This window comes from Bacteroides stercorirosoris, assembly GCF_900142015.1.
In the GTDB taxonomy this organism is placed as follows: Bacteria; Bacteroidota; Bacteroidia; order Bacteroidales; family Bacteroidaceae; genus Bacteroides; species Bacteroides stercorirosoris.
The window spans coordinates 1-12902 of the sequence record NZ_FQZN01000065.1; the positions used below are offsets into that span (position 1 = coordinate 1).

At 44.7% G+C, this 12902-nt stretch carries 13 protein-coding genes and 2 pseudogenes; 9 read left to right on the top strand and 6 right to left on the bottom strand.

The genetic code is table 11. The features are described from left to right. Nucleotides 1–1380 (top strand): annotated as a pseudogene (locus BUC01_RS24360) (DUF4906 domain-containing protein); the annotation flags it as partial. Between the two features lie 22 nt (nucleotides 1381–1402). Here BUC01_RS24360 and BUC01_RS24365 read toward each other — a convergent pair. From BUC01_RS24365 to BUC01_RS24380, 4 genes are all read right to left on the bottom strand, one after another. Next, nucleotides 1403–2404 carry a HipA domain-containing protein gene (locus BUC01_RS24365; RefSeq protein ID WP_025835990.1) on the bottom strand — a complete coding sequence of 334 codons (1002 nt, stop codon included), beginning with the start codon at nucleotides 2402–2404 and terminating at the stop codon, nucleotides 1403–1405. Continuing rightward, nucleotides 2401–2727 (bottom strand): HipA N-terminal domain-containing protein, encoded by a 327-nt coding sequence (locus tag BUC01_RS24370; RefSeq protein ID WP_025835991.1) that lies wholly within the window; start codon nucleotides 2725–2727, stop codon nucleotides 2401–2403. The genes BUC01_RS24365 and BUC01_RS24370 overlap by 4 nt, the downstream gene beginning before the upstream one ends. A 4-nt stretch (nucleotides 2728–2731) precedes the next feature. After that, complete coding sequence (locus BUC01_RS24375) at nucleotides 2732–2935, bottom strand: helix-turn-helix domain-containing protein (RefSeq protein WP_025835993.1); 204 nt, start codon at nucleotides 2933–2935, stop codon at nucleotides 2732–2734. A 191-nt stretch (nucleotides 2936–3126) separates the two neighbouring features. Further along, nucleotides 3127–4035 carry a helix-turn-helix domain-containing protein gene (locus tag BUC01_RS24380; protein WP_025835994.1) on the bottom strand — a complete coding sequence of 303 codons (909 nt, stop codon included), beginning with the start codon at nucleotides 4033–4035 and terminating at the stop codon, nucleotides 3127–3129. Between the two features lie 149 nt (nucleotides 4036–4184). On the opposite strand from BUC01_RS24380, the gene BUC01_RS24385 reads away from it, so the two are divergent. From BUC01_RS24385 to BUC01_RS24400, 4 genes are all read left to right on the top strand, one after another. Beyond that, entirely contained in the window at nucleotides 4185–5495 is a 1311-nt protein-coding gene (locus BUC01_RS24385; RefSeq protein ID WP_073315170.1) for a TolC family protein, read from the top strand. A 26-nt stretch (nucleotides 5496–5521) separates the two neighbouring features. Continuing rightward, nucleotides 5522–6556, top strand: a complete 1035-nt coding sequence (locus BUC01_RS24390) for an HlyD family secretion protein (protein WP_025835900.1) — start codon at nucleotides 5522–5524, stop codon at nucleotides 6554–6556. Nucleotides 6557–6560: 4 nt separating this feature from the next. Beyond that, complete coding sequence (locus tag BUC01_RS24395) at nucleotides 6561–8156, top strand: hypothetical protein (RefSeq protein WP_025835902.1); 1596 nt, start codon at nucleotides 6561–6563, stop codon at nucleotides 8154–8156. Nucleotides 8157–8262: 106 nt separating this feature from the next. Then, the gene (locus tag BUC01_RS24400; RefSeq protein WP_073315168.1) at nucleotides 8263–9474 is read left to right on the top strand and encodes a multidrug effflux MFS transporter; all 1212 of its coding nucleotides are present in this window, start codon (nucleotides 8263–8265) and stop codon (nucleotides 9472–9474) included. Here the strand turns inward: BUC01_RS24400 and BUC01_RS24405 are convergent. Beyond that, nucleotides 9441–9833 carry an A1S_2505 family phage non-structural protein gene (locus BUC01_RS24405; protein ID WP_025835904.1) on the bottom strand — a complete coding sequence of 131 codons (393 nt, stop codon included), beginning with the start codon at nucleotides 9831–9833 and terminating at the stop codon, nucleotides 9441–9443. The two genes, BUC01_RS24400 and BUC01_RS24405, sit on opposite strands and share 34 nt — an antisense overlap. A gap of 236 nt (nucleotides 9834–10069) precedes the next feature. Here BUC01_RS24405 and BUC01_RS24410 point away from each other — a divergent pair, with 236 nt between their 5' ends. The 4 genes from BUC01_RS24410 (at nucleotide 10070) to BUC01_RS24425 (ending at nucleotide 12541) form a co-directional block, all read left to right on the top strand. Further along, nucleotides 10070–10507 (top strand): cupin domain-containing protein, encoded by a 438-nt coding sequence (locus BUC01_RS24410; RefSeq protein WP_025835906.1) that lies wholly within the window; start codon nucleotides 10070–10072, stop codon nucleotides 10505–10507. A gap of 592 nt (nucleotides 10508–11099) precedes the next feature. Continuing rightward, nucleotides 11100–11489, top strand: coding sequence for a DUF2721 domain-containing protein (locus tag BUC01_RS24415; RefSeq protein ID WP_025835908.1), 390 nt, complete (start codon nucleotides 11100–11102; stop codon nucleotides 11487–11489). Between the two features lie 50 nt (nucleotides 11490–11539). Then, entirely contained in the window at nucleotides 11540–11932 is a 393-nt protein-coding gene (locus BUC01_RS24420; RefSeq protein ID WP_025835910.1) for an energy transducer TonB, read from the top strand. Nucleotides 11933–11938: 6 nt separating this feature from the next. Beyond that, nucleotides 11939–12541, top strand: coding sequence for a radical SAM protein (locus BUC01_RS24425; protein WP_025835913.1), 603 nt, complete (start codon nucleotides 11939–11941; stop codon nucleotides 12539–12541). 223 nt (nucleotides 12542–12764) lie between these two features. On the opposite strand, the pseudogene BUC01_RS24430 reads toward BUC01_RS24425, so the two are convergent. Beyond that, a pseudogene (locus BUC01_RS24430) lies at nucleotides 12765–12902 on the bottom strand (DDE transposase); the annotation flags it as partial.

A 12902-nucleotide genomic window follows, 5' to 3' on the forward strand; every position in this document is an offset into this window, starting at 1 on the left:
TTGAATGACATTGCGGCAACAGATACAAGGGTTGTTGTCGATTTTGCGGGGACAGAAGATTTGAGTAGTGCAGGCACGGCAAATTGTTATCTTGCGAAAGCAAATTCTTGGTATAAGTTTAAAGCAACGGTAAGAGGTAACGGTGCGGCGACTGCTGCTGAAATTTCTCCTACGGGAAGCGCTTTGGCGATGAATGCCTCTATAAGTCCTAATATTGCAGAGTTGGTTTGGGAAACAAGTGGTCATGAGAAAATTATTCGGGTATTAATGTTAAAAGGTGGCTATGTATACTTTAGAACCGGAGAAGTCAAGGAAGGAAATGCTGTAATTGCAGTTAAGAATACTTCAGGCGCTATACTTTGGAGTTGGCATATTTGGGTGACAAATACTAATGTGCTGGAGTCTGCACAGACGTATAGAACTAATCCGAGATGGATGGACCCGACACTTTTAAAAAATGGACTTGTACCGCGAACATTAACGATGATGGATCGTAATTTGGGAGCTGCCGGTAATGAAGCTTCCGATGCGAATACGGCTTCCCGGGCGTTTGGATTGTATTATCAATTTGGGCGTAAAGACCCGTTTCCCTCGGGAAAAATGGGTGGTGGAGTGGAATGTATAGAAATATATGACAAAGCAGGGAATTTGCTTCCTATGGCAACATTAAAAGGGAGTACTTTTCAAAAGACGGCTGCTCAAGTTCCTCATACGTCAGTGGCAGAAAACATCGCTTATACAATAATGAACCCTCTGACATTTATAATATATCCCGCAGGTGATACTGATGTTAGCGTTAATTGGCTTTATGGAGCTTCTCCGCTAATTAGTTCTCCAACTATATGGAGAAGTTCCAATAAATTGTGGGGTGGTGATTTGAATAACTATATGAGTGAGTATCCACTTGGGCTTGATTCTAAGTTTACTGGTAAGACTATTTATGATCCATGCCCGTATGGCTGGTGTCTGCCTCCACAGGACACTTGGACGAATTTTACGACAACAGAGAATCCGTTGGGGGCAAGTACTGCTAAAGATGACTATGTTAGTTATGCTACAACGAATCCTCTCTACTATAACTCTCCATCTGGCGAGAAGCGAAACTATGACAGTTCCACTGTGATTTTCGGACGTCACTTTTATATCTCAGAGATAGGAAAAGGTGAAATTGCTTTTTATCCGGCAACTGGTTGCCGTTCAGGAAAAAAGGGGGATATAGAAAGTGTTGGTGACTTTTCTTGTGCATGGTCATCTGCTCCATATAGTGCCTTTTCTACATTTGGAGGTTATTTGTACTCTTCCAAATCAGGAGTCTCTCCCAATGGTACTTCATGGAGAGTACATGGTTTTCCGGTACGTTGCGTAAAAGAAACGCCTTGATGAGTAAATACCGTTTTTGAAATCACCACACCAACGTCTTCCGTCTATAATCCACGGACAGCCAATATTGACGTTTTAATATATCCGACAAGAAAGAACGCTCAATCAATACCTTTACCATCTGATTTTCTTTTGCAAATGCATCTAATTCCCGTTTTACGACCCGTTCTGGAAGCCCGATGCGACGGCCAAATTCTTCAAAGTCAGTTCTACTCACTTGATGCGTGTCCGAAAGTTTCATGCCTTCGCGGAATAGACCTTTGTCAAGGGCAAAAATACGGGGCTCTACTAAATGTAGGGAAGTGTTTATCAAATCGTAAGCCGGAGAAAGACGATACTCCTCGTCTTTATTAATCAGCGAAAAATTCTTTAGATGAGCATCGTCATTGAGAGTGATAAAATTAAACACTACCAGACGAAAGAAACGGGCCACATCAATGGGAGCCGCCTTGACATACCGGCGAATTACTTCGGCACACTCTTCGTAACTGGCATTACAATATTTATAATCGCTTCCACCATGTGCTTTGGTATATCCCAGCAACGCTGCAAAATCTTCTTGCTGATACTTTCCGCCGGAATGTATGTCAAAACGGCGAGTAATGTAAGCTGCTTCATTATTCTTGAAGAAACAAAGGGCATTTGCTGCCGTTTCGATGCCATATGCCTGTGAGGCTATTTGCATGGTGAGATGTTCGTTGGCGGCACAATATTCCTTATTCAGAATGTGATAGCCGTTAGGACGAGGTTTCAATATATAAGTTCCCTGTTCGCCTTCACGGGCATAGCGCAAATATAAATTCTCCGTATCTACCACCACCGCAAATTTGGGTTGTACACCCGACAAAGAGATGCGTCCCACATTACGAATCGCCTCTTTTGCTTCAGCGCTATCTTCCGATGGACTTGGTGCATCAACGTAATGTGACACCTCCTTGCCGTCGAACATCTTTTTTCGTGCAATAGGGGAATAGGTTTCATAGCCTTCAGCTAAAGTGGAGGGGCAAACGTGTATCTCTTTCATAGGGCAATCGGTTTAATGGTAACAGCTCCTATGGTATCTGCTTGTGCTGTGGCAAGCAAAATACCGAAATCATCATCCGCGTCAATATGATGCACTTGGGATTGAATTTGACGATTCTCTCCTTCAGAAAGCATGTTGAAGAAGAACGCAAACAAATATGGCGAATGATAAGGTTCTTTACGCAAAGGCAAGGTAAGACTGACAGGAGGGTTTTCTTCGCCTGATAAATAAGCCGCATCGTAAGAGAATGTGTATTCCCGATGGTCATCTTCGGTAAGCACCCCGGCACGAATACCGTGTACATAAACTTCACATTGTCTCATAATCTTAATCTTTTAACCTGATTTCGACTTGTAGTCCCAAGGTGTCAAGGATAGCAAGCAGTGTTTCCAGCTTTGGGTTTCCTTGTCCACGTTCAATAGCGACCAATGTATTAATACCTACACCGGCTAAATCTGCAAGTTCCTGTTGTTTCACTTTCAAGTATTGACGACGCTTCTTGATAATGACTCCTATTTCTTTTGTATTCACAATGCAATGCGATTTTTGAGCAAAAATAAAGAATAATATTGGAATATACAACTAAATTCACAACGCATTGTGATTTTAAGCTGGGCTTGTTGCATTGTAACACTTTTCCGATTCAAAATCACAATGCTTTGTGATTCTTTAAAGTTATGCATCCTTATTTTCTTCTCATGAATGACGGTAAAGGTGTGAATCTAACTATTCCGTTTCATGTCTTTTCTGAAATCCACAGGTGATATGCCCGCTTTCCGTTTGAAGAACTTCCCGAAAGAAGACTGGTCGGAAAAGTTGAGGGCGACGGCTATCTCTTGTATGGATAGTTTGGAGTGCGTCAGCAGGTTGCGGGCTTCACTGAATAGCATTTCAAAGATAAAGTCGCTTACGCTTTGCCCTGTCACAAGTTTCACGATTTGCGTCAGGTGGTGGGTGGAAAGGTGTAGCCGTTCAGCGTAAAAGTCTACTTTGTGTTCTTCACGGTAATGTGCCGCCAGTAGTTCGATGAACGACTTGATGACACTTTCGTAGCGGGTCAGGCAACCGTCTGTATGGGGCAAATTGGTGCGTTCGAGGATATCGCTTAAATCGAGATAGAAAGCGAACAATCGGTTCAGAATCACTTCTTTGTGATAAAAATGCTCTGTACGGTCAATGTTTTTGTTGACGCTGTCCAGTCGTTCCGCCAATAGGGCGGCATGTGGATGCTCCAAAGGTATTACAGGCTCATTATATAGCCGTACGCCATATTTGGTTCTCCGGTAAATCATATCGGTGGAGTCCATCTCATCAGTAAACGCCTTGCTGACAAAGAGGCATTGGCATTGGAAATCATCACTGCAATCATAAAAATGGAACAAATGAGCGGAAGTCAGCAGCAAGAGCGTATTTGCTTGAATGTTATACGTTTTGTAATTGATTGCAGCCCGTCCCTTTCCGGATAAAACCAATAGGATGATGAAGGCATCGAGGTGGATGTCTGACGAAAACTGTTCTTCCGCTTCCCGGTGCCCGATGGTGATGCAACTGATTTTCTTGCGTGTATCGTTTTTGCTACCGCTGATAATAGGTAGTTCACAGATGTTCTTGATGCGTATGGAAGAGGCCATTAAGTAGTCTTTTTTATTGTATGGCAAAGGTAGCGCAAACCTTTGAAATCTCCAAATTAAACCAACTTTGCACAATTTTGGATTTACCTTTAGCAAAGAATTTGTCCGAACTTTGCAGCCGTTTTTGAGGTAACAATTTAATAGATATGATGAAAAGATTGAAAGAATTATTGGTCTTGATTTTAGCTCTGAACGTTTCTCTTGCATCTGCACAAACCATTCAGAAGATGACAATTGAAGAAATGTTCGAGTTGGCGGATGCTAACAGCCGCAGTATTCGCACGTTCCGTCTGGCGGAAGAAGAGGCCGGACAAGCGGTGAAGGTAGCTAAGAATGCCCAACTTCCTTCCATTGACGTTTCCCTTTCCGCAAGCTATCTGGGCGATGCCTGGCTGGCAGATCGTGACTTCGGGAACGGTGAGAATGCCGCTATGCCGCATTTCGGTAATAACTTTGCGATAGAAGCGTCGCAGGTAATTTATGCCGGAGGGGCTATCACGAGCCGGATTGCCATAGCCCGGTTGCAGCAACAGTTGGCGGAACTGGATAAGGAGAAGAATAGGCAGGATATACGTTTTCTGCTGGTAGGCAACTATCTGGAGATGTATAAGTTGCAGAATCAGGCGGAAGTGTACCGGAAGAATATCGAGCAAACCCGCAAGTTGGTGGAAGACATCAATGCCAAACAATCGCAGGGATTGGCTTTGAAGAATGATATCACCCGGTATGAGTTGCAACTCAAATCTTTGGAACTGGCTTTGACGCAGATAGAAAACAGTATTCTCATTCTGAATAATCAGTTGACTACAGTGCTTGGATTGTCGGAGGAAACAGTGATTGATGTGGATACAACATTGCTGAGACGGCTCCCGAAACCATCGGAAGAAGCGCATTGGCAGGAAACGGCTGTATTGAGTTCGCCTGTGTTGCAACAGATGAAGCTGAACATCAAGCAGTCTCAGTATAACGAGCGGATAGCGAAAGCGGAACGTCTGCCGTCCGTGGCTCTCTTTGCCGGTGACAAACTGGACGGGCCTATTACAATTGAAGTGCCTCCCATTAATAAAAATCTGAATTATTGGTATGTGGGTGTCGGGGTGAAGTTTGACATCGCTTCTACGTTCAAGTCCGGCAAGAAGGTTCGTCTGGCACGGTTGTCTACCCGGCGGGCGCAGGAGAGTGATTTGCTGTTGCAGGAGAATGTGCGCACGGAGGTGAAAGCGGCATACATCCGTTTCCACGAGGCTTTCACTATCTGTGATACACAGGAGAAAAGTCTGGAACTGGCAACGCAGAACTACAGTGTGGTGAACAACCGCTATCTGAATGACCTGGCACTGATTACCGATATGCTGGACGCCAGCAACTCCAAGCTGAATGCGGAATTGCAGTTGGTGAATGCACAAATCAATATACTTTTCAATTTCTATAAGCTGAGAAAGACAGCCGGAAGCCTATAAACGAATTTAAAATAACAATAGAATATATGGAACGCAAGAAGAAAAAAGTGATTTATAACGTGGTGGTTAGTCTCCTGCTCATTGCCGCACTGGTGTGGGTGTGCTCTCATTTCGTTCACCTCGGCAGCGTGGCATACACGGACAATGCACAGGTGAAACAACTCATCGTCCCCGTCAATAGCCGCGTGCAGGGATTTATCAAGAAGATATATTTCGACGAATACCAACAGGTTCGCAAAGGCGATACGCTGGCTGTGATAGAAGATGCCGAGTTCCGCTTCCGTCTGGCGCAGGCTGAGGCTGATTTCCAGAATGCCATCTCCGGCAAGAATGCGGTGGCTACCACTGTACACACTACCCAGAACAACATTGCCGTATCTGACGCCGGCTTGCAGGAAGCTAAAGTCCGCCTCGATAATGCCGAACGTGAATATCACCGTTACAAGAACCTGTTGGCACAGGATGCGGTCACCAAACAGCAATATGATGCTGTGCAAACGAACTATGATGCCTCCAAAGCCCGCTACGAACTTCTGTTGCGCCAAAGGCAATCCACCACCCTGGTGAAACAGGAACAGACCCACCGCCTGGAACAAACCGATGCCGGCATCAAACTTGCACAGGCTGCCCTGGAACTGGCACGCCTGAATCTTTCCTATACCGTCATCCTCGCCCCTTGCGACGGAACCACCGGACGAAAGGAAATTCAGGAAGGGCAACTGATACAACCCGGACAAACCCTGGTGGACCTGGTTGATGAAAACGAAAAATGGATAGTAGCCAATTACAAGGAAACCCAGACCACACATATCCAAGAAGGCCAGCCCGTGGAAATCGAAGTGGATGCCGTTCCCGATATCCTTTTCAAAGGAACCGTGAAGTCCATCTCCCGTGCTACGGGGGCCAGCTTCTCCCTTCTCCCGCAGGATAACTCCGCCGGAAACTTCGTGAAAGTGGAACAACGTATCCCCATCCGTATCGAGTTCTCTGCGGACAATCGTCCGGAAGATATGGAGCGCCTGCGTGCCGGTATGAATGTGGAATGTGTAGTAAATTATTGATGCGATGCACGAAACAGGACCTTTTTCTATTCCGGCCATCCGTGATTTTGTTCCGCCTAAACTGCGCCCCTGGATAATTATTGTCTTCGTCATCATCTTCCAGTTTTCCGGTGGTATTTATCTGTCGGCAGTCAGCGAAATGGTTGGTTCAACGGCGTTGATGCAGGAAGACATTATGATGGCGGCGTATGCGTCTATGGTGGGCATGGGGCTGACATTCGCCATCATGTTCCGCCTGAAATTCCGCTTCGCCTCGAAGACTTCGCTGATGACGTGCAGCATAGCCCTGATTATTGCCAATCTGATATGCATGCATACCCGCAGTATTCCCCTGCTGGTGATAACTTGCTTTTTTGCCGGCATCTTCCGCATGTGGGCCACGTTTGAGTGCAACTCCACCATTCAACTATGGCTGACTCCCAAGCGGGATTTATCGGTGTTCTTCTGCTTTATCTACCTGCTGGTACAGAGTTGCATCCAGTTGTCGGGTTTGATAACCGTCTACACGGCTTTCTGGGCGAAATGGGAGTATATGCACTGGCTGATAGTGGGCTTGTTGCTATTAGTGATGCTGGCTACGCTCTGGCTATTCCGCAGCTATCGTTCCTTACCGAAACTACCGTTATTCGGTATCGACTGGCTGGGAGCTTTGATGTGGGGGCTCGTTCTGCTGTGCATCCTTTTCGTCTGCGTCTATGGTGAGCATTACGATTGGTATCGGTCTTTCCAAATCCGGGCGGCAACCGTCATCGGCATAGTAGTCCTGGCACTGAACCTGTGGCGCGCATCTTTCATCCGTCATCCGTTCATTGCACTGAAGACGTGGACGTATCGCTCCGTGTGGCTGCTCTTTATACTTTATATAATAATAGATATCCTGTTAGCTCCTTCACACCTGTTTGAGCATATCTATATGGAGGGTATATTGGGTTATGATGCCCTGAATGTGATTTCGCTCAACTGGGTAGTGTTGCTGGGCATTGTGGTTGGAGCAGCTTTTACTTTTCTGACTTTTTCACGCCGTAAATGGCGCTATAAGACGATGACGGTGATTGCTTTCTCTTCCATCACTGTCTATCTGATGTATTTCTACTTTGGCATTGATTATGCTTTGCCGAAGGAGACGCTGTTTGTGCCGTTGTTCTTTCGTAGTTTCGGGTATGTCATAATAGCTATTTGCTTTCTTACGGTGCTGTCACGTGTGCCTTTCCAGCACTTTTTTCAAGCGGTGTCTGTGCAGGCGTTTGTCAGTGCCGGGTTTGGAGGGGCTTTGGGCACGGCTATCCTGGGGCATGCTTTGAGTGTGACTTTAAAGAAGAATGCGATGCTGCTTGGTTCGTCACTGGACCATGTGAACCCGTTCATTAGTCGGATGTCTGCCGGAGAACTTTATGGTGCTGTGCAGCAACAGGCGTTGATGGTTTCGATGAAAGAATTGTACGGCTGGCTGATTCTGATAGCCTTGTTCTGCCTGTTGGTGTTCTTGGTTTATGAGAGCGATATCCGCCCGTACAAAGTGCTGCATCCCACTTATCGCTCTATTCGCCGCTTTGCGAAGCATGAGCTGCGTATGGACAAGAAATTGGGAGTTACGGGCTGATTAAGCATTTATTTGTTCTTGTTTTGAATAATCACAGCTAAATTAGGTGGGGTGGGTCAACTGATTTATTCTTAATTTTGCCGTGCAATTAATTAAGGGTAATTATATGGGAAAAGATAATTCAAAACTATTCATTCTTATCTTATTAGGAATGTTGACAGCCTTCGGGCCGTTTGTCACAGATATGTATTTGCCAAGCCTGCCGGCTATGGGAGAATATTTCAATACGAGTTCTTCAATGGTTCAGTTGGGACTTACCACCAGTATGATCGGGCTGGCAGTCGGGCAGATATTCTTCGGTCCTTTGAGCGACCGGTATGGCAGACGTATACCGTTACAGGTTGCCATGTGGCTATTCATTGTTTCAACAGTTCTCTGTTTATTTGCGCAGGACATTCATCAGTTTGTCACTTTCCGTCTGATACAGGGTATTGCCGGTGCGGGCGGCATCGTTATAGCCCGTTCCATTGCTACGGATAAGTTTTCGGGTAAGGAACTGGCGAAGATGCTGGCAATTATCGGTGCCATCAACGGCATTGCTCCGGTGGTGGCGCCCATCATTGGAGGAGTATTTACGGAAGCCATCGGCTGGCAGGGGATTTTCGGTATTCTGCTTGTACTGGGTATGTTGCTGCTGGCAGGCTGCATGCGCTTCCGGGAGTCGCTTCCCGCCGAGAAGCGGTTGGCAACGAAATGGGCAGATACGTTCAATAGTTTCAAGGTGGTCCTCCGCAATAAGCAATATATTTGCTATGTGTTGCAACTGGCGTTTGCGCAAGGAGTGCTGTTTGCCTATATAGCTTCGTCTCCTTTCATTATTCAGCAACATTACGGTTACTCTCCTTTTGCTTTCAGCGTGTGCTTCAGCATTAATGCCATCGCTATCGGTGGTGCCGCAGCATTTTCCGTGAAGTTCCGCCGACCGGAAAACGGGACATTGATAGGCTGCATGGGGATGCTTGTTTTCTCTATACTGGAATGTGCTGCGTTGTCTTTAGGTTGTAGCTTCTGGGTATACGAACTGTTGCTGCTGGCAGTGCTGTTTATGATGGGAATGACTTTCACTACCTCTACCGCATTGGCTATGGAGTGTGAGCGCACTAATGCCGGGACAGCTTCTGCGTTGCTGGGAGCTGTCAGTTTCTCTTTCGGCGGCATTGTTTCTCCCTTGGTGGGCATTGGAAATATCTTGGTTTCCACCGGGATTATATTCGTAATATGCTCAGTCTGTTCTCTTGCCGGCATATTATTTGCGTTGGGCAGAAGGCGGTTGAAAGTTCGGTTTTACATGGCGTTCAGTACATCCCAGAAACGTTGAGGCAGATGAATGTTGGGCACATTCATGGCTTCTTTAAATAGGGGGGCAATTTCTTTCGGGGCAAATCCGGCAATGCCGCATCCTATTTCAGTGACGAGGAAAACGTATTCGGCATGTTCTTTGGCAAATCCGATGAATTGGTCAACATAAGGTTTGATGCTTTCTGGGCCACCGTGCATGGTCGGGATGGCGTAAGTCTGTCCTTGTAGTCCTGTTCCTTGTCCCCAGATGGCTCCCCACTTCTTCCAGGCCAGATATGCGGCTCCACCACCGTGAGCACCTTCCAGATTACTGCCGAAGACGAATATCTCGTTCGGCTTTAGTTCCGTAATACGGTTTGAGGTAATTCTTGTTTCCATATATTTAGTTAGTATTAGGTTCTACTTGATTATTTTTCTTTTTTCTTCATTTTTAATCTCTTGCTTTTCAGCAAAAGTAACCTCCAGGTAACTATCTTACTTGTTTGTAACTTCTTGTTTATAAGTAAAATAGTGTATAGCTTTGCAATGTTGAAAAGTCATAGACTTCATTGCGAAGTTAGTGAAAAAACTGGTGAATACAACTATTTTATAAACTATTTAAAAACAAAAGGACAATGAAAGAACTTGCAGTAAAGAATTACAAGACCGCCGAAGGTCAGAAAATCAGTCAGGGTGGCAATGAATTTACAGTGAAACCGATTGTTGCGCAGGAAGACGTAACCCAGTGCCGTGTCAACTTTGTAGAGGTGGAACCGGGTAACTTTGCCTATGGCTATCATTATCATGAAACGGATGAGGAAGTGTTCTACATCATCAGTGGTACAGGCGTTGTGCGTACCGCCAATGGGGAGGTGACAGTAAAAGCGGGAGATGTCATCACTTTTCCTGCCGGGCCGGAAGGTGCGCACGTCATGCGTAATGGGTCTGATACGGAGAAACTGGTATATCTTGATTTTGATACGAATAATGTGCCTGAGATTGTGCACTTCCCGGATACGAATCAGGTGATGGCTTACGGAAGATTCTCTAATGGTATTTATGATAAGAAGTAGAGTTTGATTTGTCCTGTTTTCGTTTTGCTGAATTTTAGGTGAGATTTATATGCTTGCGGAAAAAGGCAGAACGGTGCAGAAAAGAAGCATACCCGGAACGGAAAGGAATGAAACTTGTAGCCCGTAACCGTTTTTTTTCTTCTTCCAACCACTAACCTTTTTCTTAGGCATTCTTACACTTCTTTCTGCCCAAACTTAATACCTTTGTATGCGGATAGCTATTCTTTCCACCATGGAGGAAAGAAAAAATCCCCATGGTGGAAAGAATAAGTGTTTACTACGTTTTTTATTAGCCGTCGCAGGAAGAACAGATAAAAGTAGCGGTGCGGCAACTTAGCAGCATCTTCTCCGTAAAACTCTGTATTATTCTGTGGTGAATCACATTCATAACCGCTCAGAAAGAAATTAATTCTGCCAACGGATATATATTATGTTTTTTATTTATCTTTGCTTTCACTGGATAAAGTTACTGTCCGATCCACTTTAAAAAGAATGCAGAAATGCAACGTGGTAAACCGGTTCCCATGAAATATATGGTTCCTTTTATTTTTAAACAGGAATAGCATTCCGAACTCTTTAATGAATAAAATATATGGATATAGATTTAACCACTCCGGCCCTGTTGTTCTCGGCCATCTCATTGATAATGCTGGCATATACCAACCGCTTCATGTCGTATGCCCAGTTGGTGCGCACGTTGAAGGAACAGTATCGTGCCAATCATTCGTCGGTAACCGCTGCACAGATTGCCAATCTGCGGAAACGCCTTTATCTGACGCGCGCCATGCAGGTGACGGGGACGGGTAGTCTGTTGCTATGTGTAGTCAGTATGTTCTTCATCTATATACAGCTCTATTTAGTGTCGATATACATCTTTGGTCTGGCAATGGTGCTGCTGATTATCTCTTTAGCCATATCCGTATACGAGATTTATATCTCGGTGAAGGCTTTGGAAATACATCTGAATGATATGGATGAGTGAGACCGGACCTGTTGTGCAGACGAGTGCGGTTCAATCTACTAATAACCTGGATGATGAATGATTCTATTAACGGGATCATAGAAGGGCGAAGGAAAGACTTGAAAAAAGAGGTGCAGGAAGAAAATGTATTGCCGGGAGTGATGGAGCAAATGGCGGAATTCAGAGATGGAGGCATGTATGGTTTGGAGCGTTTCTTGTATAAGAACTTGCGTTGGCCGGAGGGCGTTGATGAGAATAAGTCGGGTCGTGTGCTTGTGAGATTTCTTGTTGATAAAGACGGAACGGTGAAATCTGCCGAAATATTGCAAACTGCAAGTCCTGAATTTGGTAATGAGGTATTGCGGGTGATTAATCTCATGCCTAAATGGGCGCCCAGCATACTTTACGGAATTCCGTTGGCAACGCAATATACAATTCCTGTGGTATTTAATTCTTCGAAATAACAGAGAATGGATAATTCTGTCCCCATATTATGTATCAGCAGACATCGCCTGTTAATTGACGGTGAGGGAGTGACGACTTTGGTCGCTTTTCATGGTTGTCCTTTGCGTTGTAAATATTGTCTGAACCCTCAATCTTTGTCGGATGAAATCGGACTTCCTCTTTACTCTTGCGAACAACTATATGAGAGTGTGAAAGTAGATGAACTCTACTTTCTGGCAACTCGCGGAGGTATCACCTTTGGTGGTGGAGAACCTTGTTTGCGAAGTGAATTTATCGTTCATTTCCGCGAACTCTGCGGAAGAGACTGGAGGATTACGGTGGAGACTTCCTTAAATGTGTCCCGTCAGCATTTGGAGACTTTATTGCCCGTCGTGGACGATTACATCATAGATATTAAAGATATGAATGATGTAATCTATCAGAACTATACAGGCAGAAGCAATCGGCAAATGCTGGAAAACTTGCAATGGCTGATAGAACAGGGAAAGGCGGAACATATCACCGTCCGCGTCCCCCTTATTCCGGAATATAATACGGAGGAGGATACGGCTCACAGTGTCAATCAGCTAAAATCTATGGGACTTTCTGATTTTGATGTATTTACTTAGGGATATTCAGTAAATGTCCCTCTTTCTAATAAATTAAGAGAACAGTTTTACTTTACGTGAGCTTTTCTCTTAATTTTTTTCTGTAAAGCCTCAAGTCTCCTATCTTTTTCATAGAATATTATTTACATATTCTTATTTTTTCTTCCCAACGGTACATTATGTATATGTCTTTTTAGGGGAAGTTAAAAACCTCTCCTGTTTTCCTCTTATTATTTTAGTCTGATTATGCAGCCGTTCTTTTTTTCTTTTCGACCTTTTCTATCATGCATACCGCATTGGCCGTATGTATTCCAAAGAAAATCCAAAGCATTTCCGTTTTCCTGTTTCTAGCTTTTATTCTGGCCAGTGAGTAATGTTGTTT

Bases quoted from the DNA above. Each gene is read 5' to 3' on its own strand.
- BUC01_RS24400 (WP_073315168.1), top strand. From the start codon at position 8,263: ATGGGAAAAGATAATTCAAAACTATTCATTCTTATCTTATTAGGAATG.
- BUC01_RS24425 (WP_025835913.1), top strand. From the start codon at position 11,939: ATGGATAATTCTGTCCCCATATTATGTATCAGCAGACATCGCCTGTTA.
- BUC01_RS24410 (WP_025835906.1), top strand. From the start codon at position 10,070: ATGAAAGAACTTGCAGTAAAGAATTACAAGACCGCCGAAGGTCAGAAA.
- BUC01_RS24395 (WP_025835902.1), top strand. From the start codon at position 6,561: ATGCACGAAACAGGACCTTTTTCTATTCCGGCCATCCGTGATTTTGTT.
- BUC01_RS24390 (WP_025835900.1), top strand. From the start codon at position 5,522: ATGGAACGCAAGAAGAAAAAAGTGATTTATAACGTGGTGGTTAGTCTC.
- BUC01_RS24405 (WP_025835904.1), bottom strand. From the start codon at position 9,833: ATGGAAACAAGAATTACCTCAAACCGTATTACGGAACTAAAGCCGAAC.
- BUC01_RS24365 (WP_025835990.1), bottom strand. From the start codon at position 2,404: ATGAAAGAGATACACGTTTGCCCCTCCACTTTAGCTGAAGGCTATGAA.
- BUC01_RS24415 (WP_025835908.1), top strand. From the start codon at position 11,100: ATGGATATAGATTTAACCACTCCGGCCCTGTTGTTCTCGGCCATCTCA.
- BUC01_RS24370 (WP_025835991.1), bottom strand. From the start codon at position 2,727: ATGAGACAATGTGAAGTTTATGTACACGGTATTCGTGCCGGGGTGCTT.
- BUC01_RS24380 (WP_025835994.1), bottom strand. From the start codon at position 4,035: ATGGCCTCTTCCATACGCATCAAGAACATCTGTGAACTACCTATTATC.
- BUC01_RS24420 (WP_025835910.1), top strand. From the start codon at position 11,540: ATGATGAATGATTCTATTAACGGGATCATAGAAGGGCGAAGGAAAGAC.
- BUC01_RS24385 (WP_073315170.1), top strand. From the start codon at position 4,185: ATGAAAAGATTGAAAGAATTATTGGTCTTGATTTTAGCTCTGAACGTT.